Origin of the sequence: Kitasatospora sp. NPDC059803 (genome assembly GCF_042732255.1) — a bacterium.
GTDB lineage: Bacteria > Actinomycetota > Actinomycetes > Streptomycetales > Streptomycetaceae > Kitasatospora.
This window is the reverse complement of the sequence record NZ_JBHWIJ010000080.1, coordinates 1-24,201: the sequence shown is the minus strand read 5'-3', so window position 1 is coordinate 24,201 and position 24,201 is coordinate 1. Positions and strand designations below refer to the sequence as shown.

At 72.8% G+C, this 24,201-nt stretch carries 16 protein-coding genes; 13 read left to right on the top strand and 3 right to left on the bottom strand.

The features are described 5' to 3' along the window. The first annotated feature begins 77 nt into the window (after positions 1-77). The gene (gene hflX, locus ACFV6I_RS15710) at positions 78-1,589 is read left to right on the top strand and encodes a GTPase HflX (RefSeq protein ID WP_363374353.1); all 1,512 of its coding nucleotides are present in this window, start codon (positions 78-80) and stop codon (positions 1,587-1,589) included. Positions 1,590-1,886: 297 nt separating this feature from the next. Here hflX and ACFV6I_RS15705 read toward each other — a convergent pair whose 3' ends face one another. Then, positions 1,887-3,011, bottom strand: a complete 1,125-nt coding sequence (locus ACFV6I_RS15705; protein ID WP_063349339.1) for a serine protease — start codon at positions 3,009-3,011, stop codon at positions 1,887-1,889. Positions 3,012-3,078: 67 nt separating this feature from the next. Beyond that, positions 3,079-4,251, bottom strand: coding sequence for a serine protease (locus ACFV6I_RS15700; protein ID WP_063349340.1), 1,173 nt, complete (start codon positions 4,249-4,251; stop codon positions 3,079-3,081). Between the two features lie 336 nt (positions 4,252-4,587). On the opposite strand from ACFV6I_RS15700, the gene ACFV6I_RS15695 reads away from it, so the two are divergent. Genes ACFV6I_RS15695 through ACFV6I_RS15675 form a run of 5 tightly spaced genes read left to right on the top strand, consistent with a single transcriptional unit; the run spans position 4,588 to position 12,402 of the window. Then, entirely contained in the window at positions 4,588-6,384 is a 1,797-nt protein-coding gene (locus tag ACFV6I_RS15695) for an IucA/IucC family protein (RefSeq protein ID WP_380425676.1), read from the top strand. Beyond that, entirely contained in the window at positions 6,381-6,950 is a 570-nt protein-coding gene (locus tag ACFV6I_RS15690) for a GNAT family N-acetyltransferase (RefSeq protein ID WP_380425674.1), read from the top strand. Before ACFV6I_RS15695 ends, ACFV6I_RS15690 begins: the two co-directional genes overlap by 4 nt. Before the next feature lie 9 nt (positions 6,951-6,959). Beyond that, a complete protein-coding gene (locus ACFV6I_RS15685) occupies positions 6,960-8,423 on the top strand; it encodes a lysine N(6)-hydroxylase/L-ornithine N(5)-oxygenase family protein (protein WP_380425672.1) in 1,464 nt (487 codons plus the stop codon). Beyond that, positions 8,401-10,224 carry an IucA/IucC family protein gene (locus tag ACFV6I_RS15680; protein WP_380425670.1) on the top strand — a complete coding sequence of 608 codons (1,824 nt, stop codon included), beginning with the start codon at positions 8,401-8,403 and terminating at the stop codon, positions 10,222-10,224. Before ACFV6I_RS15685 ends, ACFV6I_RS15680 begins: the two co-directional genes overlap by 23 nt. A gap of 12 nt (positions 10,225-10,236) precedes the next feature. After that, positions 10,237-12,402, top strand: a complete 2,166-nt coding sequence (locus tag ACFV6I_RS15675) for an ATP-dependent DNA helicase (RefSeq protein WP_380425668.1) — start codon at positions 10,237-10,239, stop codon at positions 12,400-12,402. 132 nt (positions 12,403-12,534) lie between these two features. Here ACFV6I_RS15675 and lexA read toward each other — a convergent pair whose 3' ends face one another. Then, the gene (gene lexA, locus ACFV6I_RS15670; protein WP_380336391.1) at positions 12,535-13,416 is read right to left on the bottom strand and encodes a transcriptional repressor LexA; all 882 of its coding nucleotides are present in this window, start codon (positions 13,414-13,416) and stop codon (positions 12,535-12,537) included. A gap of 356 nt (positions 13,417-13,772) precedes the next feature. On the opposite strand from lexA, the gene nrdR reads away from it, so the two are divergent. The 7 genes from nrdR to ACFV6I_RS15635 all read left to right on the top strand — a co-directional run bounded on the left by nrdR (position 13,773) and on the right by ACFV6I_RS15635 (position 24,095). Next, on the top strand, positions 13,773-14,270 hold the full coding sequence (gene nrdR, locus ACFV6I_RS15665) for a transcriptional regulator NrdR (protein WP_063349343.1): 498 nt from the start codon (positions 13,773-13,775) through the stop codon (positions 14,268-14,270). A 203-nt stretch (positions 14,271-14,473) separates the two neighbouring features. After that, entirely contained in the window at positions 14,474-17,356 is a 2,883-nt protein-coding gene (locus ACFV6I_RS15660; protein WP_380425666.1) for a vitamin B12-dependent ribonucleotide reductase, read from the top strand. A gap of 173 nt (positions 17,357-17,529) precedes the next feature. After that, positions 17,530-18,294 (top strand): SDR family oxidoreductase, encoded by a 765-nt coding sequence (locus tag ACFV6I_RS15655; RefSeq protein ID WP_380425686.1) that lies wholly within the window; start codon positions 17,530-17,532, stop codon positions 18,292-18,294. 292 nt (positions 18,295-18,586) lie between these two features. Then, positions 18,587-19,990, top strand: coding sequence for an ABC transporter substrate-binding protein (locus tag ACFV6I_RS15650; RefSeq protein WP_380425664.1), 1,404 nt, complete (start codon positions 18,587-18,589; stop codon positions 19,988-19,990). 213 nt (positions 19,991-20,203) lie between these two features. Further along, on the top strand, positions 20,204-21,226 hold the full coding sequence (locus ACFV6I_RS15645; protein WP_063349345.1) for a carbohydrate ABC transporter permease: 1,023 nt from the start codon (positions 20,204-20,206) through the stop codon (positions 21,224-21,226). Next, positions 21,223-22,170, top strand: coding sequence for a carbohydrate ABC transporter permease (locus ACFV6I_RS15640; protein WP_063349346.1), 948 nt, complete (start codon positions 21,223-21,225; stop codon positions 22,168-22,170). The genes ACFV6I_RS15645 and ACFV6I_RS15640 overlap by 4 nt, the downstream gene beginning before the upstream one ends. 407 nt (positions 22,171-22,577) lie before the next feature. After that, on the top strand, positions 22,578-24,095 hold the full coding sequence (locus ACFV6I_RS15635; RefSeq protein ID WP_380425662.1) for a DUF4153 domain-containing protein: 1,518 nt from the start codon (positions 22,578-22,580) through the stop codon (positions 24,093-24,095). Positions 24,096-24,201 lie beyond the last annotated feature (106 nt).

Sequence of the window (24,201 nt, the reverse complement as noted above, 5' to 3'; positions counted from 1 at the left end):
GGCAGCTGGGCAGACTCCGGGTGGGACCGCACAAGGCGGTCCCCACAGGCCATCCGCACCAGCGACCAAAGGACAGAATGACCTCCACGTCCGACACCCGCGACCACGCCGACGCCCCGCGCCGCCTGAACGGTCTGCGGGCGGAAGCCCTCATGGACGAGGACCTCGCGGCCATCGACGAGGACCGCGGCCACGGCCACCACCACTACGACGGCGACCAGTACGACCGCAGCGAGCGTGCCGCCCTGCGCCGCGTCGCCGGCCTCTCCACCGAACTCGAAGACGTCACCGAGGTCGAGTACCGCCAGCTCCGCCTGGAGCGCGTGGTGCTCGTCGGCGTCTGGACGGACGGCACCCTGGAGGAGGCGGAGAACTCGATGGCCGAGCTCGCCGCCCTCGCCGAGACGGCCGGCTCCCAGGTGCTGGACGGCGTCATCCAGCGCCGTGACAAGCCCGACGCGGCCACCTACATCGGCTCCGGCAAGGCGAAGGAACTGCGCGACATCGTCGCGGCCACCGGCGCCGACACCGTGGTCTGCGACGGTGAGCTCACCCCCGGCCAGCTGATCCACCTGGAGGACGTGGTCAAGGTCAAGGTCGTCGACCGGACGGCCCTGATCCTGGACATCTTCGCCCAGCACGCCAAGTCCCGGGAGGGCAAGGCGCAGGTCTCGCTCGCGCAGATGCAGTACATGCTGCCGCGCCTGCGAGGCTGGGGTCAGTCGCTGTCCCGGCAGATGGGTGGTGGCGGCGCCGGCTCGTCCGGCGGCGGCATGGCCACCCGTGGTCCCGGTGAGACCAAGATCGAGACCGACCGGCGCCGGATCCGCGAGAAGATGGCGAAGCTGCGCCGCGAGATCGCCGAGATGAAGAAGGGCCGCGACACCAAGCGCCAGGAGCGCAAGCGCCACCAGGTGCCGTCGGTGGCCATCGCCGGGTACACCAACGCCGGCAAGTCGTCCCTGCTCAACCGGCTCACCGGGGCGGGCGTCCTGGTGGAGAACTCCCTGTTCGCCACCCTGGACCCGACCGTGCGCCGGGCCCAGACCCCGAGCGGGCGGCTCTACACCCTGGCCGACACCGTCGGCTTCGTCCGGCACCTGCCGCACCACCTGGTCGAGGCCTTCCGCTCGACCATGGAGGAGGTCGCCGACGCGGACCTCATCCTGCACGTGGTCGACGGCTCGCACCCCGAGCCGGAGACGCAGCTGGCCGCCGTCCGCGAGGTCATCGTCTCGGTCGACGCGCAGAACGTGCCGGAGATCGTGGTGATCAACAAGGCGGACGCCGCCGACCCGCACGTGCTGCAGCGACTGCTGCGCCGCGAGCCGCACGCCATCGTGGTGTCGGCCCGCAGCGGCGAGGGCATCGAGGAGCTGCTGAAGCTCATCGACGACGAGCTGCCGCGCCCGGCGATCGAGGTGCGGGCCCTGGTGCCCTACACCCAGGGCGGGCTGGTCTCCCGGGTGCACGCCGAGGGCGAGCTGCTCGGCACCGAGCACACCGGCGAGGGCACGCTGCTGCACGCCAAGGTGCCGGCCGAGCTGGCCGCCGAGCTGGAGCGCTACGCGGTGGCGCTGCAGGTCTGAGGCGTCGGGCCGAGGGTCGGGCCCCCCCGCCGGCGGGTGTGTGGGAGCGGGGTCTCGCGCGCCAGGGCGGGGGCGCGGCGGGGGCCCCCCCGCGGGGGCGCGCCCGGGGGGGGGGGGGGCGGGGGGGGGGGGCGGCCCCCCCCCCCCCCCCCGGAGCGGGCCCGGGGGCGGGGCGCCCCGCGCGCGCCGGCGCGGGGGCCCCTTCGCGTGCCCGTCCGGGGTACCGGGGCGTCCGTTCCGGGGTCCGCCCGGGGGCTCGTCCGGGCGTGCGGGCGTGCGGCCGTGTGGGCGTGCGGGCTACTTCACGTTCTTGGCGAAGTAGTCGAAGGCCTGCTTCGCCTGGTCCTGCAGCGAGGGGCCGGCCAGGTACCCGGGCGGGTTGCGGCTGCCGATCGCGGTGACGCTGATCAGGTTGGGCTTGCCGTCCTTGGTGATGAACCAGCCGCCGCCGCTGGAGCCGCCGGTCACGGTGCAGCCGGTGACGTACATCGGCGGGCGGCTCCGGTCGGGGGAGAGCCTGGCCGGTGGGACCGGGGGCTCGCAGCGGGAGAGCTCCAGGCCGTCGAACGGCCGATCGGTCGGGTAGCCGTAGGCGGCCGCCGAGCCGATCTGCTCGCGCGGGGCGTTGAACCAGACCGGGACCGAGCCGCCGACCGCCTCCTCCAGCGACGCGCCGGAGCCGCCCTCGCCGCGCACCCGGATGATCCCGTAGTCGTACTGGTGATGGGCGCCGACGCCGCCCTCCCCGAGCCAGGTCGGCGACACCAGCGCGCGCACCGCCGCCCACCGGCCGTACGGGGCGGCCTGCTGCTCGGTGAGCGGTTTGCCGCGGGCCGCCTGGCCGTCCCGGTTGAAACCGGGCACGAAGGTGATGTTCCGCAGCCAGCCGCCGCCCTTGCCGTCGTGCAGGCAGTGCGCGGCGGTGTAGACGAGGTTGCTGCGGCCCGGGTTGGCCGGGTCGGAGACCACCGTCGCGGAGCAGGCCGCGTCGCCCTGGGGTGTGGTGACGAAGAGCCGTCCGACCACGGCGGTGGCCGGGCCGTACGGGTGCGGCTGCGGCGTGGCCGCGACGGCTGCGGGCGGGGCGTCCGGCCGGCCGTCGTCCGGTGCGGCGGTGAGCGGGTACTCCGGGGTGGCCCGCCCCTTGGCGGCGGCCATCCGGGTGGTCGACCAGAAGCCCGGGGCCACCTCGTTGGCGAAGCCGCTGCCGGAGACGAACCGGGCCCAGTCCTCCACCTTCCAGCCCGTCAGGTCGCCCAGGCTGGTGGGGGCCGATGTGGGGAGGGCGGGCGGCGGCGCGGCCGCCGTGGCGCCGGAGTCGTCCGGCCCGCAGGCGGTCGCGGCGAGCGCGAGCACGGCGAGCACCGCGGCGCCGGTCGGTCCGGATCGGCGCCGCGGTCCGCGGCCGGTGTGCTTCGGCATGCTGCATCGTCCCCCGGGGGCGGCCTCCGCCGCCCGTACGGCTTGGTCCGGTCCGACCGGAAAGGGCCTACGGCTTCTTGGAGATCCAGTCCAGCGCCTGCTTGGCGACCGTCTCCAGGTACGGGCCGCTCAGCGAGGTGTGGTCCTCGGTGCCGATGGACGTGTTGCTGACCAGGGCGGTCTTCCCGTCCGGCATGGTGGCGAACCAGCCGCCGCCGCTGGAGCCCTGGGTCATGTTGCAGCCGATGGTGAGCATCGACGGGCGCTTGGCGTCGAACGACAGCCGGGTCGGCTTGCCGCCGTCGCACTTGTACAGCTCCTGGCCGTCGAACGGCTTGTAGAGCGGGTAGCCGACCGCCGCGACGGACATCTTGTCGCGCGGGGCGTCGAACCAGACCGGGACGGCCGAACCGACCGTCTCCTCCAGCGACTTGCCGGAGTCGTTCTGGTTGTGCACCCGCATGACGGCGAAGTCGTACTGGTTCGCGGCGTCACCGGTGCCGCCGCCCTCGACCATCCACTGCGGCGAGGTGGTGACCAGGTCGGCCCACCAGGTGCCCAGCGGGGCCAGTTCGGACAGCGGGGCCTTCTTGCCGCCGCTGGAGGCGCCCGAGTTGTTGTAGGCGGGCACGAAGACCAGGTCCTTGAAGAAGTCGCCGCCCTTGCCCGCGTGCACGCAGTGGCCGGCCGTCCAGACCAGATTGCTCTTGCCCGGGTGCTGCGGGTCGGTGATCACCGTCGCCGAGCAGTTGCCCCGGCCGCCCTGGGCGCTGAAGAACACCTTCCCGGACGGCTGCTTGGTGTACGGGCGGGGCACCGGCACGGCCTTGACCACCGGCGGGTCCGGGTCCGTCACGCCGTTGTCGGCGGCCGGCTTGGCGGTGGGCGGGGCCGGATCGGCGGGCTTGGAGTCGCCCATCTTGTCCGGGTTCCAGAAGTCCTTCACCACCGGGTTGTTGAAGACGTGCTTGGACGCCCACGAGTCCCAGTCCTCGAACTTCCACTTCTTCAGGTCGTCCCAGGACTTCGGCAGGCCCTCCAGCAGGCTGGTCGGGATGCCCGACGGGAGGGTGATCCCGCCGATCACGCCGCCCCCCGGGGCGGCGGTGCTGGACGCGGGCGGCGGCGCGGCGCTGCCGCCCCCGTCGCCCGCCGGACCGTCCGGCCCGCAGGCGCTCGCCGCGAGCAGCGTCCCCGTGACGAGGGCGACGGCCATGGCTGACCGGTGGATCGATGGCATGTGTGCGCTTCCCCCTGTGCTCGATCGGGCTGTCGTGCGGCGACTCGCCGCTGTGGAGTCTTCCACCGGTCACCAGGACGGCGGCGGCCGCCCCCCGGGTTGCGGCCCTGACCGGAGGTCACCGATCCGTGACGTGGCCACGATCGGCCCGGCGACCCAGCAGGGCCCCGCGCGCCGGACGCGGACAATCCCCGATCTTCACCCGGACGAGTGAGCCGACCTTGTGATCACCCGTCAGGGATAGGTAACCCTTACCTGACGCGACGGTGCGAGCGCCCGCCGATCCTCTCCACCACCCGCGCGCGTCCGCACCCCCACGCGCCCCAAGGAGCAGCCTTGAGCACCGCCCTCACCGGAGCCCCGCCCGCCCCGCTGCTGCACGCGGACCGGCCGGCCGAGCCCGATCCGCTGCTGCACCCGGACCCCGCCGTCGCCGCCGAACAGGCCGCCCTGGAAGCCCTGCTGCGCTGCTGGACGCGCGAGACCGGCGCCCGCCCCGGCCCCGACGGCCGGCTGCGGATCGCCGTCCTCGGCGGCGCCGCCCGGCTCTCCGCCCCCGTCCGCTACTGGTCGCCCGGCGGCTGGCACCGGTTCGGCCCCGCCGTCCTCTCCGCCGGGGAGGGCACCGCCGACGCCCCCGTGGACGCCGTCACCACCGCCGCGCTGCTCGCCGCCGCGGCCGCCGACCGCCCCGACCCCGGGCAGGTCGCCGACCTCGCCGCCCGGGTCGCCGACTCGGTCGTCCGCACCGCCGACATCCTCGCCCACCGCCGCACCACCGCCCCCGCCGGCGGCCCCGAACGCTCGCACTTCCTCGCCGCCGAACAGTCCCTGCTGCTCGGCCACCCGCTGCACCCCACCCCGAAGAGCCGCGACGGCCTCGGCCCGGCCCAGAGCGCCGCCTACTCGCCCGAACTGCACGGCTCCTTCCAACTCCACTGGTACGCGGTCCACCGCGACCTGCTCGCCGCCGGCTCCGCCCTCACCGACAGCGCCGACCGGATCACCGCGGACCTGCTCGGCGACCACGCCGCCCTGCCGCCCGGCACCGCCGCCCTGCCGCTGCACCCCTGGCAGGCCCGCGAACTCGCCCACCGCCCGGCCGTCGCCGCCCTGCTCGCAGACGGGCTGCTGCACGACCTCGGCCCGGCCGGCGAACCCTGGTACCCCACCTCCTCGGTGCGCACCGTCTACCGCCCCGGCGCCCCCTGGATGCTCAAGCTCTCGCTCGGCCTGCGGATCACCAACTCCCGCCGGGAGAACCTGCGCAAGGAACTCCACCGCGGCCTGGAGGTGCACCGGCTGCTGGAGAGCGGCCTGGCCGCCGAATGGCACCGCGCCCACCCCGGCTTCGACATCGTCCGCGACCCGGCCTGGATCGGCGTCGACCACCCCGCCCTCGGCGACCCGGGCGGCCTGGACACCGTGCTGCGCGCCCAGCCCTTCGCCCCCGCCGACCGCGCGCTGTGCGTCGCCGGGCTGGTCGCCGAACAGCCGCTCGGCACCGGCGACACCGTGCCGTCCCGGCTCGGCGACACCCTGCGGGCGCTCGCCGTCCGCTGCGGCCGCCCGCTGCGGACCGTCGCCGCCGAATGGTTCCTGCGCTACCTGGACGCCGTCGTACTGCCCGTCCTCTGGCTGGACGGCACGGCCGGCATCGCCCTGGAGGCGCACCAGCAGAACAGCCTCGTCCTGCTCGACGCCGACGGCTGGCCCAGCGGCGGCCGCTACCGAGACAACCAGGGCTACTACTACCGGGAGAGCGCCGCCGACCGGCTCACCGCGCGGCTGCCCGGGCTCGGCGAGCACAGCGACACCTTCCTGCCCGACGAGGTGATCGACCACCACTTCGCCTACTACCTCGGCATCAACCACGTCCTCGGCCTGGTCGGCGCCTTCGGCAGCCAGGGGCTCGCCGACGAGACCGTGCTGCTGGCCGGGCTGCGCCGCTTCCTGGCCGGCCCGCGGGCCGCCGCCACCGGCTCGGCGCTGCCCGGGCTGCTGCTCGACGCGCCCACCCTGCCCTGCAAGGCCAACCTGCTCACCCGGATCAACGGTCTGGACGAACTGGTCGGCCCGGTCGCCTCCCAGTCCGTCTACGTGGACATCCCCAACCCGCTGGCGGGCGCATGAGCCTGCTCGACGACCCGGCGGGATGGGGCGCGATCCCCACCCCGGCCGGCGAGTTCCGGCTCAGCCCGGTCCGACTGCCCACCGACCTGGACCTGCTCGCCGGGTGGATGAACGACCCCGAGATCGCCGCGTTCTGGCGGCTCGCCGGGCCGCCCGACGCCACCGAACGGCACCTCCGGGCCCAACTCGACGGTGACGGCCGCAGCGTGCCCTGCCTCGGCCTGCTCGACGGCGCCGCGACGAGCTACTGGGAGGTCTACCGCGCCGACCTCGACCCGCTCGCCCGGCACTACCCGGCCCGGCCGCACGACACCGGCGTCCACCTCCTGATCGGCCCCGCCGAGAGCCGCGGCCGGGGCCTCGGCGCCGTCCTGCTGGCCGCCCTCGCCGAGCGGATCCTGCGGCGACGGCCCCGCTGCGAACGGGTCGTCGCCGAGCCGGACGTCCGCAACCGGCGCTCCGTCCGGGCCTTCGAACGGGCCGGATTCCGGCTGGACACCGAACTCGACCTGCCCGACAAGCGCGCCGCCCTGATGGTCCGTGCCCGCGTCCCCTTCGTCGCCTAGGACACCCCCGTGGACACCCCAGCACCCCAGCCGCCGTACGACCTGCTCGGCGTCGGCATCGGCCCCTTCAACCTCTCGCTCGCCGCGCTCGCCGCGCCCGTCCCCGGCCTGCGCACGCTCTTCTGCGACCAGCGCCCGGAGTTCCGCTGGCACCCCGGCATGTTGGTGGACGGGGCCCGGATGCAGGTGCCGTTCCTCGCCGACCTGGTCTCCCTCGTCGACCCGACCAACCCCTGGTCCTTCCTCAACTACCTGCGCGACCAGGACCGGCTCTTCCCGTTCTACTTCGCCGAGCGCTTCCAACTGCCCCGCCGCGAGTACGACCACTACTGCCGGTGGGCCGCCGAACGGCTCGCCAACTGCCGCTTCGGCACCGAGGTCACCGCCCTGCACTGGGAAGCCCCGCACTTCCGGGCCGAGCTGACCGACACCGCGACCGGGCGGCGGACCGAGGTGCACGCCCGCAACCTCGCCCTCGGCGTCGGCACCCGGCCCGTCCTGCCCGAGGCCTTCACCGCCCTCGACGGCCACCCGCGCGCCTTCCACTCCGCCGACTACCTGGACCGCCGCGGCGACCTCGCCGGCGCCCGGGACATCACCGTGGTCGGCAGCGGGCAGTCCGGCGCCGAGGTCTTCCTCGACCTGCTCCGGCGCCACGACGGCGACGGCGTCCGGCTGCGCTGGCTCACCCGGACCAGGGCGCTCGCGCCGATGGAGTACTCCAAGCTCGGCCTGGAGCACTTCACCCCCGACTACACCCGCTACTTCCACAGCCTGCCCGAACCCGTCCGGGACGCGCTGGTCGCCGCCCAGTGGCAACTGCACAAGGCCGCCAGCGCCGAAACCCTCGCCGAGATCCACGACCACCTCTACGAACGCACCATCGGCCGCCCGATCGACACCGCCCCGGTCGACATCACCCCCGGCACCGCCGTCACCGAAGCCCGCCCCGGCCCCTGCGGCGGCCTCGAACTGCACTGCCGGCACGGCGACTCCGGCGTCGAACACGTCCTGCGCACCGACGCCGTGGTGCTCGCCACCGGCTACCGGGCCGCCCGCCCGGCCGCGCTCGAACCGCTCGCCCGGCTGATCGACTGGGACGGGGACGGGCGCTACCGGGTCGACCTCGACCACCGGGTCGCTACCCGGCCCGAACTCACCGGCGGCCTCTACGTCCAGAACGCCGAACTGCACACCCACGGCGTCGGCGCCCCCGACCTGGGGCTCGGCGCCCACCGGGCCGCCGTCATCCTCAACGCCGTCACCGGCCGGACCGTCCACCGGCTGCCCGCCCGCACCGCCTGGACCGGCTTCGCGCCGCCCCGGACCGCCCCCGCCGCTGCGGGCGCTGCCGCGGGCGCCGCCGCGGCTGTTGCCGAGGGCACCCCCGCCGCCGAGGGCACCCCCGCCGAGAGCACCCCCGCCATCCCCCGTCCCCAGGAGCTGACCCGTGCCGCAACCGTCGGCCGCTGAACCGCCGTTGTACCTGCCCCCGCACCTGACCGCCGGGCACTGGCGGCGGGCCGGGCGCGCCCTGCTGGCCAAGATGCTCGGCGAGTTCGCCTACGAGGAACTGCTCACCCCCGTCCGCGCCGCCTCCGACGGTGAGTACCTGCTCTGGCTGCCCGAGGCCGAGTACCGCTTCACCGCCCGCCGCGGCGCGTACGGAAGCTGGCGGGTCGACCCGGAGTCGGTCCGCTGCTCCGACCCGGACGGCCTCGACCCGCTGCGCTTCCTCCCGCACGCCCGGCACGCCCTCGGCCTGCGCGGCGAGACCACCGGCCACCTGATCCGCGAACTCACCGCCACCCTGACCGCCGACGCGCACCAGCTCGCCACCGCGCTCACCGCCGCCGAACTCGCCGACCTCGACCACCCCGCCCTGGAGGGCCGCCAGGACGGCCACCCCTGGATCGTCCCCAACAAGGGCCGGATCGGCTTCTCCGCCACCGACGCCGCCCGCTGGGCCCCGGAGGCCCGCACCCCGCGCCCGCTGCCCTGGATCGCCGTCCACCGCCGGCTCGCCGAGTACCGCGGCGTGCCCGGCCTGGAGCGGCCCGAGCAGCTGTACGCCCGCGAACTCGACGACCCGGACGGGCTGCGCGCCGCCCTCGGCCCGGCCGCCGCCGACTACCTGCTGCTGCCCGTCCACCCCTGGCAGTGGGACGAGACGATCGTCCCGCTGTTCGCGCCCTGGATCGCCTCCGGCGAGATCGTCCCGCTGCCCTCCGACGGCGACCCACGGCTGCCCCAGCAGTCCATCCGCTCCTTCTTCAACACCGCCCACCCCGAGCGCTGCACCGTCAAACTGCCGCTGTCCGTCCTCAACACCCTGGTCTGGCGCGGCCTGCCCACCGAACGCACCCTCGCCGCGCCCGCCGTCACCGCCTGGATCCACGGTCTGCGCGACGCCGACTCCTACCTGCGCGACGAGTGCCGGGTGATCCTGCTCGGCGAGATCGCCTCCGTCACCGTCGACCACCCGCTCTACCGCGAGCTGCCCGAGGCGCCCTACCAGTACAAGGAACTCCTCGGCGCGATCTGGCGCGAACCGCTCGGCCCCTTCCTGGCCGGCGGCGAACGCGCCCGCACCCTGGCCGCCCTGCTGCAGACCGGCTCCGACGGCCGGGCGCTCGCCGCCGAACTGATCGCCCGCTCCGGGCTCACCCCCGCCGCCTGGACCGGCCGGCTGTTCGGCGCGGTGCTGCCGCCGCTGCTGCACTTCCTCTACCGGTACGGGCTGGTCTTCTCCCCGCACGGCGAGAACGCCATCGTCGTCTTCGACGAGCACGACGCGCCGACCCGGCTCGCGGTCAAGGACTTCGTCGACGACGTCAACCTCAGCGACCAGGACCTGCCCGAACTGCGCGACCTGCCCGCAGAGGTCGACGACGTCCTGCTGCGGGACGGCCCGCAGGGGCTCTGCCAGTTCCTCCACTCCGGGCTGTTCATCGGGGTCCTGCGCTACCTCGCCCCGCTGCTGGAGGCGCAGACCGGGCTGCCCGAGGCCGAGTTCTGGGCCCTGCTGCGGGCCGAGATCCGCCGCTACCAGGACCGCTTCCCCGGCCTGGGCGAGCGCTTCGAGCTGTTCGACCTGTTCCGGCCGCGGATCGACCGGCTCTGCCTCAACCGCAACCGGCTGCTGCTCGACGGCTACCAGGACCGCCCGCACCGCCCGCACGCCGCCCGGTACGGGACCGTCCCCAACGCCCTGGTGACCCTGGAGGCGGATCTTCCCGGGCGACGGAGCCGGATTGTCACCCCAGCCCCGTAGGCTGGGAGGGTCATGACGAACGACTCCGAAACCCAGCTCCCCGGCGAGACCGAGCTCCCTGGCGAGGACGGCGGCGCCGCCGCCGACGTCGAGGAAGCCGTCGCCGTTCCGCGCTCCCGCATCCCCGACCTGCTGCACGCCGCGGTGGCGGCCGTCGGCGGCGTCGAGCGCCCCGGTCAGCTCCGGATGGCCGAGGCCGTCGCCGACGCCGTCGACAACGCCGAGCACCTGCTCGTCCAGGCCGGCACCGGCACCGGGAAGTCCCTCGCCTACCTGGTGCCCGCGCTCGCCCACGGGGACCGCGTGGTGGTCGCCACCGCCACCCTGGCGCTGCAACGCCAGCTCGTCGAACGGGACTTGCCGCGCACGGTCGAGGCGCTGCACCCGGTGCTGCGCCGCCGCCCGCTGTTCGCGATGCTCAAGGGCCGCTCCAACTACCTGTGCCTGCACCGGGCCAACGAGGGCACCCCGAGCGACGAGGGCGAGGGCCTGTTCGACGCGGCCGAGGCGCTCGGCGGGCCCGCCAGCAAGCTCGGGCAGGACGTGCTGCGGCTGCGCGAGTGGGCCGACGAGAGCGACACCGGGGACCGGGACGACCTCAGCCCCGGCGTCTCCGACAAGGCCTGGGCCCAGCTGGCGGTCACCTCCAAGGAGTGCCTGGGCGCCACCCGCTGCGCGTACGGGCAGGAGTGCTTCGCCGAGAAGGCCCGGGAGCGGGCCAAGCTGGCCGACGTCGTGGTCACCAACCACGCGATGCTCGCGATCGACGCGATCGAGGGCGCGCCGGTGCTGCCCGAGCACGGGCTGCTGATCGTCGACGAGGCGCACGAACTGGTCAACCGGGTCACCGGCGCGGCCACCGCCGAGCTGACCGTCGGCGCGGTCAACCGGGCGGTCAAGCGCGCCGCCCGGCTCGCCAACGAGAAGGCCGTGGACGCCTTGCAGGCCGCCGCCGAGAACTACCACGGCCTGATGGAGACCGCCCAGCCCGGCCGGGTCGAGGAACTGCCCGAGTACCTGGCGTACGCGGTCACCTCGATCCGGGACGCCGCCCGCCAGGTGATCAGCTCGCTCGGCGAGACCCGCGACAAGGGGCTCAGCGACGAGGACGCCGTCCGCAAGCAGGCGATGGCCTCCGCCGAGTCGCTGCACGAGACCGCCGAGCGGCTGCTGGAGGACTCCGAGTACGACGTGGTCTGGATCGAGCGCAGCGACCGCTTCGGCATGGGTACCGGCTCGCTGCGGGTCGCGCCGCTCAGCGTCTCCGGGCTGCTGCGCGAGGGCCTCTACAAGGAGCGCTCGGTGGTGCTCACCTCGGCCACCCTCAAACTCGGCGGGGACTTCAACGGCGTCGCCGCCTCCGTCGGCCTGCCCTCGGACTCCCGGCTGCCGGACCAGCGCACCCCCGGGGACAATCCTTCGGCCGGGTCCGGGTCCGGGTCCGGGTCCGGGTCCGGCTTCGGCGAGGACGCGGTGCCGCACTGGCGCGGCATCGACGTCGGCTCGCCGTTCAAGTACCCCAAGCAGGGCATCCTGTACGTCGCCCGGCACCTCGCCGATCCCGGCCGAGATCCCGAACGGCCCGACATGCTGGACGAGTTGGCGGAGCTGATCGGCGCGGCCGGCGGGCGCACGCTGGGCCTGTTCTCCTCGATGCGCGGCGCCCAGACGGCCGCCGAGGCGCTGCGGGAGCGGCTGGACAACCGGATCCTGCTCCAGGGGGAGGACACCCTGGGCGAGTTGATCCGGGAGTTCGCCTCGGACGCGTCCACCTGCCTGTTCGGCACGCTCTCGCTCTGGCAGGGCGTGGACGTACCCGGCGCGGCCTGCCAGCTGGTCGTGATGGACCGCATCCCGTTCCCCCGACCGGACGACCCGCTGATGAGCGCCCGCCAGAAGGACGTCGAACAGCGCGGCGGGAACGGCTTCATGGCCGTCGCGGCGACGCACGCGGCGCTGCTGATGGCGCAGGGCGCCGGCCGGCTGGTGCGCGCGGCCGAGGACCGGGGCGTGGTCGCGGTGCTCGACCCGCGGGTGGAGACCAAGCGGTACGGGAGCTTCTTCCGCTCCTCGATGCCGGAGTTCTGGTACACCACGGACCGCAACCAGGTGCGCCGCTCGCTGGCGGCGATCGACGCCTCGGCGCCGCCGGTCAAGCCGGTGGTGAAGCGGGGCTGAGCGGTGCGGTGATCCGGGGCTCCGTCCAGCCCCCCTGGGGGCCGAGGCGGGGTCCGGACGCCCCCGGAGACGCCGGAGGGGCTCCCCGCGATCACGCGGTGGAGCCCCTTCCCGCTGGGTGCGCGCGAGGCGTCAGAGGCGGCGCAGGACCGCGACGACCTTGCCCAGGATGGTCGCGTTGTCGCCGTTGATCGGCTCGTACGCCGGGTTGTGCGGCATCAGCCAGATCCGGCCGTCCTCGCGCTTGAGCCGCTTGACCGTGGCCTCGCCGTCGATCATCGCGGCCACGATGTCGCCGTTCTCGGCGACCGGCTGGCGGCGCACGGTGACCCAGTCGCCGTCGCAGATGGCCGCCTCGATCATCGAGTCGCCGCGCACGGTGAGCGCGAACAGCTCGCCCTCGCCGACCAGCTGGCGGGGCAGCGGGAAGACGTCCTCGACCGTCTGCTCGGCCAGGATCGGGCCGCCGGCGGCGATCCGGCCGACCAGCGGCACGTACGAGGTGGACGGACGGCCGGCCGTCTCGGCGGTGTTCGGGCGGGCCACCTCGACGCCGCGGACCTCGTAGGCGCGCGGGCGGTGCGGGTCGCGGCGCAGGAAGCCCTTGCGTTCCAGGGCCATCAGCTGGTGGGCGACCGAGGAGGTGCTGGACAGGCCGACGGCCTGGCCGATCTCGCGCATGGACGGCGGGTAGCCGCGGCGCTGGACGGAGTCCCGGATGACCTCGATCACGCGGCGCTGGCGTTCGGTGAGACCGGCCTCGTCGGTGCGGATGCCGGGGGGGCGGCCGGGCAGCGCGCGGGTGGGCGCCTGGTGGGCGTCGTCGATCGCTGGGGAGTGTTCGATCGGCTGGTCGGGAACGCGGCCCGTGCTGGAAAGGGCCGGGCCGGAGAGGCGCTGGTCTTCGCTACGGTCCATGCTGATGTCCACGCTCTGCTGATTCGTGGTGCGCTGCCCCACCTTGAACTGGGAGTGTTCCTGCACCGGGATGGTGTTGCTTTCGATGGTGTTCACGGCGGCCCCTCTCGACGGCTGTCCTCTCCCCTTTTCCAGCCCAACGCCCCTCCTATCGAAAGGTTGCGCCAAACACACGTTCGAGTGAATTATTCGAGAGTTGGCTGACTCGATCAAGGCTTTGCTGTACATCGAGACTGTGCATCGAGTAAATGTTCGATCGGATCTCGACTTCGGCAGTCTAATCGGTGCCGACACGCCAGGGGTGTCGCTTCCCCCGGAGACCTACATCTAGTGGTTACAGTCCTCTCCGTGCCCAGTACTAGTGGTTACGGCGCATGATCAGCTTGCCGAGGCCGGGGTCGCATCGCATAGACTCAACAGGTCCGCACGTCCTGCCAGGGAGGGATCCTCAGGTGCACTGCCCCTTCTGCCGGCATTCCGACAGCCGTGTTGTCGACAGCCGGACCAATGAGGACGGCAGCTCGATCCGCCGTCGTCGGCAGTGCCCGGACTGCGGCCGCCGCTTCACCACCGTGGAGACGGCCGCACTGATGGTCATCAAGCGCAGCGGGGTCACCGAGCCCTTCTCCCGGGAGAAGGTCATCACCGGCGTCCGCAAGGCCTGTCAGGGCCGCCCGGTCACCGAGGACGCCCTCGCCCAGCTCGGCCAGCGGGTCGAGGAGTGCGTGCGTGCCACCGGCAACGCCGAGCTGACCACCCACGACGTCGGGCTGGCCATACTCGGCCCGCTCAAGGAGCTCGACGTGGTCGCCTTCCTGCGCTTCGCCAGCGTGTACCAGGCGTACGACGGACTGGAAGACTTCGAGGCCGCCATCGCGGAACTCCGCGCCGAACGGCCCGTCCCCGAGGCGGACGGCACCTGCGTGCCCGTCGCCGCCGCCGCGCCCTAGGAGGCGCCGGCACCCGGCCCCCTGGCGGGCCTTGCTGCACCACGGGTCCCACGGGGCCCACGCATGCCCGAAAAAAGGGCACAGAACACAACAAACCGTGCGCAAGCAGGCGAGGTCTCCGCCTGCCTGCACACCGGAAGAACGAACCAGCGGTGCCCGGACTTTTCAGGGCACTTCGGGCGTTTGCCCAGGAGGAGGAAGAAGTGACAGACACCACGAGCGGTTCCGCACGCGGGTCGAAGTCCGACAAGACCACGGCCAAGGGCGGCGGCAAGGCCCCCAAGGGCGGTCTGCCGATCGGGCGCATCTACACCACTCCTGGCGTGCACCCGTACGACGAGGTCCGCTGGGAGCGCCGCGACGTCGTCATGACCAACTGGCGCGACGGGTCCATCAACTTCGAGCAGCGCGGCGTCGAGTTCCCCGACTTCTGGTCGGTCAACGCCGTCAACATCGTCACGTCCAAGTACTTCCGCGGCGCCGTCGGCACTCCCCAGCGCGAGTGGAGCCTCAAGCAGATCATCGACCGCGTGGTGCTCACCTACCGCGCCGCCGGCGAGAAGCACGGCTACTTCGCCACCAAGGACGACGCCGAGATCTTCGAGCACGAGCTGACGCACGCCCTCCTCCACCAGGTGTTCAGCTTCAACTCGCCGGTCTGGTTCAACGTCGGCACCAAGCAGCCCCAGCAGGTCAGCGCCTGCTTCATCCTGTCCGTCGACGACTCCATGGAGTCGATCCTCGACTGGTACAAGGAAGAGGGCATGATCTTCAAGGGCGGCTCCGGCGCCGGCCTCAACCTCTCCCGCATCCGCTCCTCGAAGGAACTGCTGTCCTCCGGCGGCAACGCCTCCGGCCCGGTCTCCTTCATGCGCGGCGCCGACGCCTCCGCCGGCACCATCAAGTCCGGTGGCGCCACCCGCCGCGCGGCCAAGATGGTCGTGCTCGACGTCGACCACCCCGACGTCGAGGCCTTCATCGAGACCAAGGTGAAGGAGGAGGAGAAGATCCGCGCCCTGCGCGACGCCGGCTTCGACATGGACCTCGGCGGCGACGACATCACCTCCGTCCAGTACCAGAACGCCAACAACTCCGTCCGCGTCTCCGACGAATTCATGACCGCCGTCGAGAACGGCACCGAATTCGGCCTGCGCGCCCGGATGACCGGCGAGGTCATCGAGACCGTCGACGCCAAGAAGCTGTTCCGCAAGATGGCCGAGGCCGCCTGGGCCTGCGCCGACCCCGGGATCCAGTACGACTCCACCATCAACCACTGGCACACCTGCCCGGAGTCCGGCCGCATCAACGCGTCCAACCCCTGCTCCGAGTACATGCACCTGGACAACTCCAGCTGCAACCTCGCCTCGCTGAACCTGATGAAGTTCCTGCGCGACGACGACTCCTTCGACGCGGACACCTTCGCCAAGGTCGTCGAGCTGGTCATCACCGCGATGGACATCTCCATCTGCTTCGCCGACTTCCCCACCGAGAAGATCGGCGAGACCACCCGCGCCTACCGCCAGCTCGGCATCGGCTACGCCAACCTCGGCGCCCTGCTGATGGCCACCGGCCACGCCTACGACAGCGAGGGCGGCCGCGCCCTGGCCGGCGCCATCACCTCGCTGATGACCGGCACCGCCTACCGCCGCGGCGCCGAACTCGCCGGCGTCGTCGGCCCGTACGACGGCTACGCCCGCAACGCCGCCCCGCACCAGCTGGTCATGAAGCAGCACGCGGACGCCTCGCTCGCCGCCGTCTCGCTCGACGAGCTGGACGCCCCGGTCTGGGCGGTGGCCAACGACACCTGGCAGGACGTCCTGCGGATCGGCGCGCAGAACGGTTTCCGCAACGCCCAGGCCTCGGTGCTCGCCCCCACCGGCACCATCGGCCTGATGATGGACTGCGACACCACCGGCGTCGAGCCGGACCTGGCGCTCGTCAAGTTCAAGAAGCTCGTCGGCGGCGGCTCGATGCAGATCGTCAACGGCACCGTCCCGCGCGCCCTCAAGCGCCTCGGCTACCAGGACGAGCAGATCGAGGCGGTCGTCGCCCACATCGCCGAGCACGGCAACGTGGTGGACGCCCCGGGCCTCAAGGCCGAGCACTACGAGGTCTTCGACTGCGCGATGGGCGAGCGGGTCATCTCGGCCATGGGCCACGTCCGGATGATGGCCGCGATCCAGCCCTGGATCTCCGGCGCGATCTCCAAGACCGTGAACATGCCGGCCTCCGCGACCATCGAGGACATCGAGGAGATCTACTTCGAGGCGTGGAAGATGGGCGTCAAGGCGCTCGCCATCTACCGCGAAAACTCGAAGGTCGGCCAGCCGCTCTCGGCGAAGAAGAAGGACTCCGAGGCCAAGGCCGAGGAGGCTCCGGCCGCCGCGGTCCAGAAGGTCGTCGAGTACCGCCCGGTCCGCAAGCGCCTGCCCAAGGGCCGCCCGGGCATCACCACCTCCTTCACGGTCGGTGGCGCCGAGGGCTACATGACCGCCAACTCCTACCCGGACGACGGCCTCGGCGAGGTCTTCCTCAAGATGTCCAAGCAGGGTTCGACCCTCGCGGGCATGATGGACGCCTTCTCCATCGCCGTCTCGGTCGGCCTGCAGTACGGCGTGCCGCTGGAGACCTACGTCTCGAAGTTCACCAACATGCGCTTCGAGCCGGCCGGCCTGACCGACGACCCGGACGTGCGGATGGCACAGTCGATCGTCGACTACATCTTCCGCCGCCTGGCGCTCGACTTCCTGCCGTTCGAGACCCGCTCGGCGCTCGGCATCCACTCCGTCGAGGAGCGCCAGCGCCACCTGGACACGGGCTCCTACGAGCCGCTGGAGTCCGAGGAGCTCGACACCGAGTCGCTCGCCCAGTCGGCCCCGGTGGTCGCCACCCCGGCCCCCGCCGTCGAGGCGCCCAAGGCCCCCAAGGCCTCCCCGGCGCAGGCTCACAACTCCACGGAGCTGATGGAGATCCAGCTCGGCCTCAACGCCGACGCCCCGCTCTGCTTCTCCTGCGGCACCAAGATGCGCCGCGCCGGCAGCTGCTACCTCTGCGAGGGCTGCGGCTCCACCAGCGGCTGCAGCTGACCGCCGGTACTGACCCCGCGCGGGTGAGCCACCGCTGAGGCGGGGCGAGGACTTCACGTCCTCGCCCCGCCTCTTCTCGTTGTCCGGGCACCTTCGCGGACGCCGATGTCACGGATGGGGGTGGTGGGCGGTCGGTAGGGGTGACGGTGTTCGGCGGGAGGAGTGGTGTGGTGATGGGGATGGTGCTGGTGACCGGGGCGACGGGGGTCCTGGGGCGGGAGGTGGTGCGGCTGCTGGTCGCGCGCGGGGTGGCGGTGCGGGGGTTGAGCCGGCGGGTGCGGAGCGGGGGCGCGGGGGTCGAGTGGGTGGTCGGGGACCTCGTGACCGGGGAGGGGATCGCCGGGGCGGTGGCGGGGGTCGAGGTGGTGGTGGACTGCGCGACCACGGTGGGGCGCAAGGACGTGGCCGCGGTCCGGACGCTGGTGGCGGAGGCCGGGAGGGCGGGGGTGCGGCACCTGCTGTACGTGTCGATCGTCGGGGTCGACCGGGTGCCGATCCCGTACTACCGGGCGAAGCTCGCCTGTGAGCGGGTGGTGCGGGAGTCGGGGCTGGGGTGGACGGTGCTGCGGGCGACGCAGTTCCACGACCTGTTGCTGAGGATTTTCGACGTGTCGGCGCGGCTGCCGGTGTTCCCGGTGTTTGGCGGGGCGAGCGTCCAGCCGGTGGACGTGCGGGAGGTGGCCGCGCGGGTCGCGGAGCTGGTGGGGGAGGGGCCGGCCGGGTACGCGCCGGAGGTGGGCGGGCCGCGGGTGCGGCCGTACCGGGAGCTGGCCGAGGCGTACCTGCGGGCGTCGGGTCGGCGTCGGGCGCTGCTGCCGGTGCGGGTGCCGGGGGCCTCGGGGCGGGCGCTGCGGGCGGGCGGGAACCTCGCGCCGGAGCGGGCGGTGGGCCGGGGGACCTTCGAGGAGGTGTTGGCGGAGCGGTTCGGCGACCGCTGACGTCAACCAGGGTTGCACCGGCCGTACTGACGGTCGGTCAAGAGGCGTGGCCCCGTTCGGGTTTCCGGGCGGGGTCGTCGTATCTGTCGCGCGGAGGCGGAGGTCGCGGAGGTCGCGGTCGGGGTGTCGGTGGATGAAGGTCGACGCGGACCTTGGCGGCGGCTGGCGGCTGCGTTAACGTCATCGGATCGGTTCGTCCGTCGCCCTTCGTGATCTCCATACGCCCGTCTCCGGTACAGCGCGATGTCGTTCAGCCCACCGTCGGCAGCATGCCCTGGCGAGGAGGACCGCATTGACCCTCAACCCGACCGCGCCGTCCGAGAGTTCCGGCTATCGCGGTTCCGGCCGTCGCTTGGCCGCCGTACCCGCCCTGCTCGTGGCGCTGGCCCTGACCGCGGCCTGTTCCAACAGCTCCGGCGGTTCGGGTGGCGGTGGTGACGCGGCGGCCCCGTCGCTGTCCGGTGACTGCGCCAAGTACCAGCCGTACGCCGGGCATTCGGGCACCACGGTGACGATGTTCGCCTCGATCCTCAGCCCGGAGTCGGACAACCTGGAGAAGTCCTGGGCCGAGTTCGCCAAGTGCACCGGCATCAAGATCAGTTACGAGGGCTCGAACGACTTCGAGTCCCAGCTGCCGGTCCGGGTGGCCGGCGGCAACGCCCCGGACTTCGCGATCATCCCGCAGCCGGGCCTGCTGGCGCAGATGGTGAAGAGCGGCAAGGTGGTCAAGCCGCCCGCCCAGACGGTCACCAACGAGGACCGGTGGAGTCCGATCTGGAAGACCTACGGCTCGGTCAACGGCACCTTCTACGCGGCGCCGATGAGCGCCAACATGAAGTCGCTGGTCTGGTACTCGCCGAAGGCCTTCAAGGCGGGCGGCTACGAGGTGCCGAAGACCTGGGCGGACCTGATGGCGCTCAGCGACCGGATCGCCAAGTCCGGTGGTGCCAAACCCTGGTGCGGCGGCATCGCCTCGGGCACGGCCACCGGCTGGCCGGCCACCGACTGGCTGGAGGAGGTGGTGCTCGGCACGTACGGCGGTGACGTGTACGACCAGTGGGTCGGCCACCAGGTGAAGTTCTCCGACGAGAAGATCACCACCGCGATGAAGACCGTCGCCGGCTGGATGCAGAACCCGGCCTGGGTCAACGGCGGTTACGGCGACGTCAAGTCGATCGCCACCACCACCTTCCAGGACGCGGGCGCGCCGGTCCTCACCGGCAAGTGCGCCATGCTCCAGCAGGCGTCGTTCTACGAGGCGCAGTGGCCCAAGGACACCAAGGTCGGCCCGGACGGCGACGTGTTCGCCTTCCACCTGCCCGCGGTGAACCCGGCGATCCCCAACCCGGTCGAGGGCGGCGGCGAGTTCCTGGCCGCCTTCTCCGGCCGGCCCGAGGTGCAGGCGGTGCAGAACTACCTGTCCAGCTCGGACTGGGCGAGCAGCCGGGTGAAGACCGCGACGGGCTGGGTCTCGGCCAACCAGGGCGTGGACAAGAGCCTGTACACCGACCCGATCGACCGGCTGTCGGCGGACGCGCTGACCGACCCGGCGGCGACCTTCCGCTTCGACGGCTCCGACCTGATGCCGGCCGCCATCGGTGCCGGGCAGGAGTGGAAGTCGCTGACCGCCTGGTTCGCCGAGGGGCAGTCGATCCAGAAGACCGCCGCCGACATCGACGCCGCCTGGCCGCAGTAGCCGCACGGTCGCAGCGGGCGCCTGGCTGTAGTGGGCGCTTGGCCGCAGTGGGCAGACGCCCGCAGTAGGCGCCTGGCCGTAGTGGGCGCCGGGCCGGACTCGGGCCCGGCCGGGCGCCGTTCAGGACCACCTGTCGAGGGGGGGGGGGGGGGGGGGGCCCGCCCCCCCCCCCCCCCCCGCCCCTTCCCACCAGAACAGGAGGGACGCACCGTCATGTCCGTACCCGGAACCCCTTCACCGGTCACCGCGCTCGCCACCGGCTCCTGGGGCGACGCGGCGGTCAAGTTCGGCAACAGCCTCGGCGCCGTCGCGGGTTTCCTCGGCATCCTGCTGCTGGTCTTCTTCGCCGCGGGCCGGGCCCGGGGCCGGCTCTCCCGCCCGCTGTCGGTGGTGGTGTTCCTCGGCCCGGCCGCGGTGCTGCTGCTGGTGGGCCTGGTCGTGCCGCTGATCCGCACGGTCTATCTGAGCCTGCAGAACGCCGACGGCAGCGGGTTCGTCGGCGGCGAGAACTTCGGCTGGGCGTTCACCACCGACTCGGTGCAGAAGGTGCTGGTCAACACGCTGCTCTGGCTGGTGGTCGCGCCGTTGGCGGCGACCGGCCTGGGCCTGGTGCTGGCGCTGCTGGTGGACCGGATGCGCGGCCAGGCGGTGTACAAGTCGCTGATCTTCATGCCGATGGCGATCTCGCTGGTCGGCGCCTCGATCATCTTCAAGTTCGTCTACGAGTCGCGTGGACCGGGCCAGTCGCAGATCGGCCTGCTGAGCCAACTCGCCATCGCGGTGGGCTGGGACGATCCGCCGAACTGGATGCTCTCACAGCCGTTGAACACCTTCCTGCTGATGGCGGTGATGGTCTGGGTGCAGACGGGCTTCGCGCTGGTGGTGCTGTCGGCGGCGATCAAGGCGATCCCCGACGAGGTCACCGAGGCGGCCCGGCTGGACGGTGCGCAGGGGGTGCGGCTGTTCTGGTACGTCACGGTGCCGATGATCCGCACCACGGTGGTGGTGGTGCTGACCACCATCATGATCATCACGCTGAAGGCCTTCGACATCGTCCGCACCATGACCGGCGGCAACTTCGGTACCCAGGTGCTGGCCAACGAGATGTACTCGCAGTCCTTCGTGCAGTTCAACACCGGGCGGGGCAGTGCCCTCGCGGTGATCCTCTTCCTCGCGGTGCTGCCGTTGGTGGCCTACAACATCGTCCAGCTGCGGAAGGAGCGTGCGGTCCGATGAGCGCACCGCACGACAGGCCGGCCCGCGCGATGAGCGCGCCGCACGGCAGCCCGGTCCGGAAGGCCTTCAGCAGCCCGCTGGCCTCGGTCTTCGTGATCGCGGTGACCGTCCTGTGGACGATCCCGACGGTGGGCCTGCTGGTGACCTCGCTGCGCCCCAAGCAGGACGTGACGGCGAACGGCTGGTGGAACGCCTTCCTCCACCCGGACCTGGGCCTGGGCAACTACCACACGGTGCTGTTCGAGGGCGGCTCCGGCGTCTCCACCGGGCTGATGCCGTTCCTGGTGAACTCGCTGGCGATCAGCGTCCCGGCCACCCTGTTCCCGCTGGTGCTGGCGGCGATGGCGGCGTACGGGCTGGCCTGGGTGCGGTTCCGGGGGAGCGACACGGTGTTCTTCGCGGTGTTCGCGCTCCAGGTGGTGCCGATCCAGATGGCGCTGATCCCGCTGCTGCGCCTCTTCTCCGGCGGCGCGCACCTGGGCTCGCTGACGCTGATCCCGGCGGTGGACCTGAAGGGCAGCTACGCACCGGTGTGGCTGGCGCACACCATGTTCGCGCTGCCGCTGGCGGTGTTCCTGCTGCACAACTTCATCGCCCAGCTGCCGCGGGACCTGATGGAGGCGGCGGTGGTGGACGGGGCCTCGCACTTCAAGATCTTCCGTTCGATCGTGCTGCCGCTGTGCACCCCGGCGCTGGCCTCGTTCGCGATCTTCCAGTTCCTGTGGGTCTGGAACGACCTGCTGGTCGCGTTGACCTTCGCGGGCGGCACGCCGGAGGTGGCGCCGATGACGGTCCGGCTGGCGCAGCTGTCCGGGTCCTTCGGCGGGCGGTGGGAGCTGCTGACGGCCGGGGCATTCCTGTCGATCGTCGTCCCGTTGATCGTCTTCTTCAGCTTGCAGCGGTACTTCGTCCGGGGCCTGCTGGCCGGGTCGGTGAAGGGGTAGCGGAGGGGTGGTGGAGGGGCCCCGGGAGGGGTACGGGAGGGCCGCGGGAGCGGTGCGGGAGGGCTCCGGGAGCGGTGGCGGGAAGGCGGGCCGAGATTTCTGAACTTGTTCAGAACTGAGTTTTGAACCTGTTCAGAATGGTCTACAGTCGGCTGCAGCCGCGGCGCCGAGCGCGCCCGACGGCGGACTGCCCCAAGGGCGGCTTCCGCATGCCCGCCGACCACCGAGGGGGACTCATGTCCGGCCCGTCCACGCCCGCCCTGGCCGACCTGCCACCCGAGCCCGGGCCCGCGGCACATGGAGCCGCGGCACATGGAGCCGCGGCACATGGAGCCGCGACACATGGACCTGCGATGCCCGGGCCCGCGACGCTCGGACCCGGACCCGGCCCTCATTGGGGATCCGGCATGCCCGCGCCGCCGCACCACGGGTGGCTGCGCCCGAGCGACCCCGAGCGCAGGGCGGCCGCCACGCCCCGGGTCCTCCTCCTGGCACTGCTCACCGGCCTGCTGACAGCCTGGCTGCTGTTCGACGGCGTGGGCGTCAACCTGCTGATCTGCGCCGGCGCCACCGCTGCCGCGGCCGGTCTCGCCGCCCGGTCGGCGGGCCGCCGGATCCGGCCCTGGACGGTGGTGTGGAGCCTGCTCGCCGTCGCCCTGCTCGCCGTCCCGGCGCTCTGGGAGGCGGGCTGGCCGGTGTCGCTGTCCATCGGGTGCGCGCTCGGCCTGGCCTCGCTCGCGCTGCACGGCGGCCGCCGCTGGGCGGGCGTCCTGCTCCCCCTGCCCGCCGTCCTCTGGCAGCTGCCGCCCGGCGTGCTCTGGCTGAGGGACGGGCTGCGCGGCCGGAGTCTGCCCTGCCGGGGCCGCATCGTCCCGGTGCTCAAGGCACTCGCGGTCGCCGCCGTCCTGCTGACCGTCTTCGGTCTGCTGTTCGCCGGTGCGGACGCCGCCATGGCGGACCTGCTGGGCAGCCTCAGCCCCAGCCTCGACCTCCGCGGGCTCCCGCTGCGCGCGGTGCTGTTCGCACTGGGGGCGTTCACCGCCCTGGGCTTCGCCCACATCGCGGCCGGGCCCCGCCGCTGGGACCGTACGGTCGTCCGGCCGGGCCGGGCCCGCCGCCGGCTGGAGTGGGCGCTGCCGCTGGTCGCGCTCAACCTGATGTTCGGCGCCTTCGCGGTGATCCAGGCCCTGGTGGTGCTCGGCGGCGCCGACGCCGTCCTGCGCAACACCGGGATGAGCCGCTCCGAGTACGCCCGGCAGGGTTTCTGGCAGCTGAGCGTGATCACCGCGCTCACCCTGGTCGTGGTGGCGGTCGCCAAGCGCTGGGCCCCGCGCAGCACGCCGGCCGACCGTCGGGTGGCGCGGATCCTGCTCGGGGCGCTCTGCGTGCTCGCCCTGGTCGTGGTCGCCTCGGCGCTCGGCCGGATGTGGTTCTACGTCGACGCCTCCGGCCTGACCAGGCTGCGGCTCTGGGTGCTGGTGGTCGAGGGCTGGCTCGGCGTCGTCCTGCTGCTGCTGATCACCGCCGGGCTGACCCGCTCGGCGGGCTGGCTGCCCCGCGTCGTCGTCCTCAGCGGCATGCTCACGGCGGCGGTGTACGGGCTGATGGGCCCGGACGCGATCATCGCCGAGCAGAACGTCGCCCGCTTCGAGCGGACCTCCCGGATCGACCTGCGCAACGTCCGCGACCTCTCGCCGGACGCCGCCCCCGCCCTGGACCGGCTCCCCGCCGTCCAGCGGGCCTGCGCGCTGCAGCTGATCCGCGCCGGGCTGGAGAACCACCCCGGGCTGGCCTGGTACGCCACCAGCGCCTCCGCCGCCCGGGCCCGGGAGATCCTGGCGCAACGGCCGCTGGTGGACCAGTTGGAGGAGGGGCGCACCCCCTGCGAGCGGGCCGGGATGAGGTACCAGGACCTCTGGCCCTGACGCCCGGCTCTGACACCGGTGCCTGCGTCGGTGCCTGACGCCTGCGGCTGCGTCGGGGGCGGAGTAGGGGCGGGAGTCGGGGCCGGGAAACGCGGCCGGGCCGGCC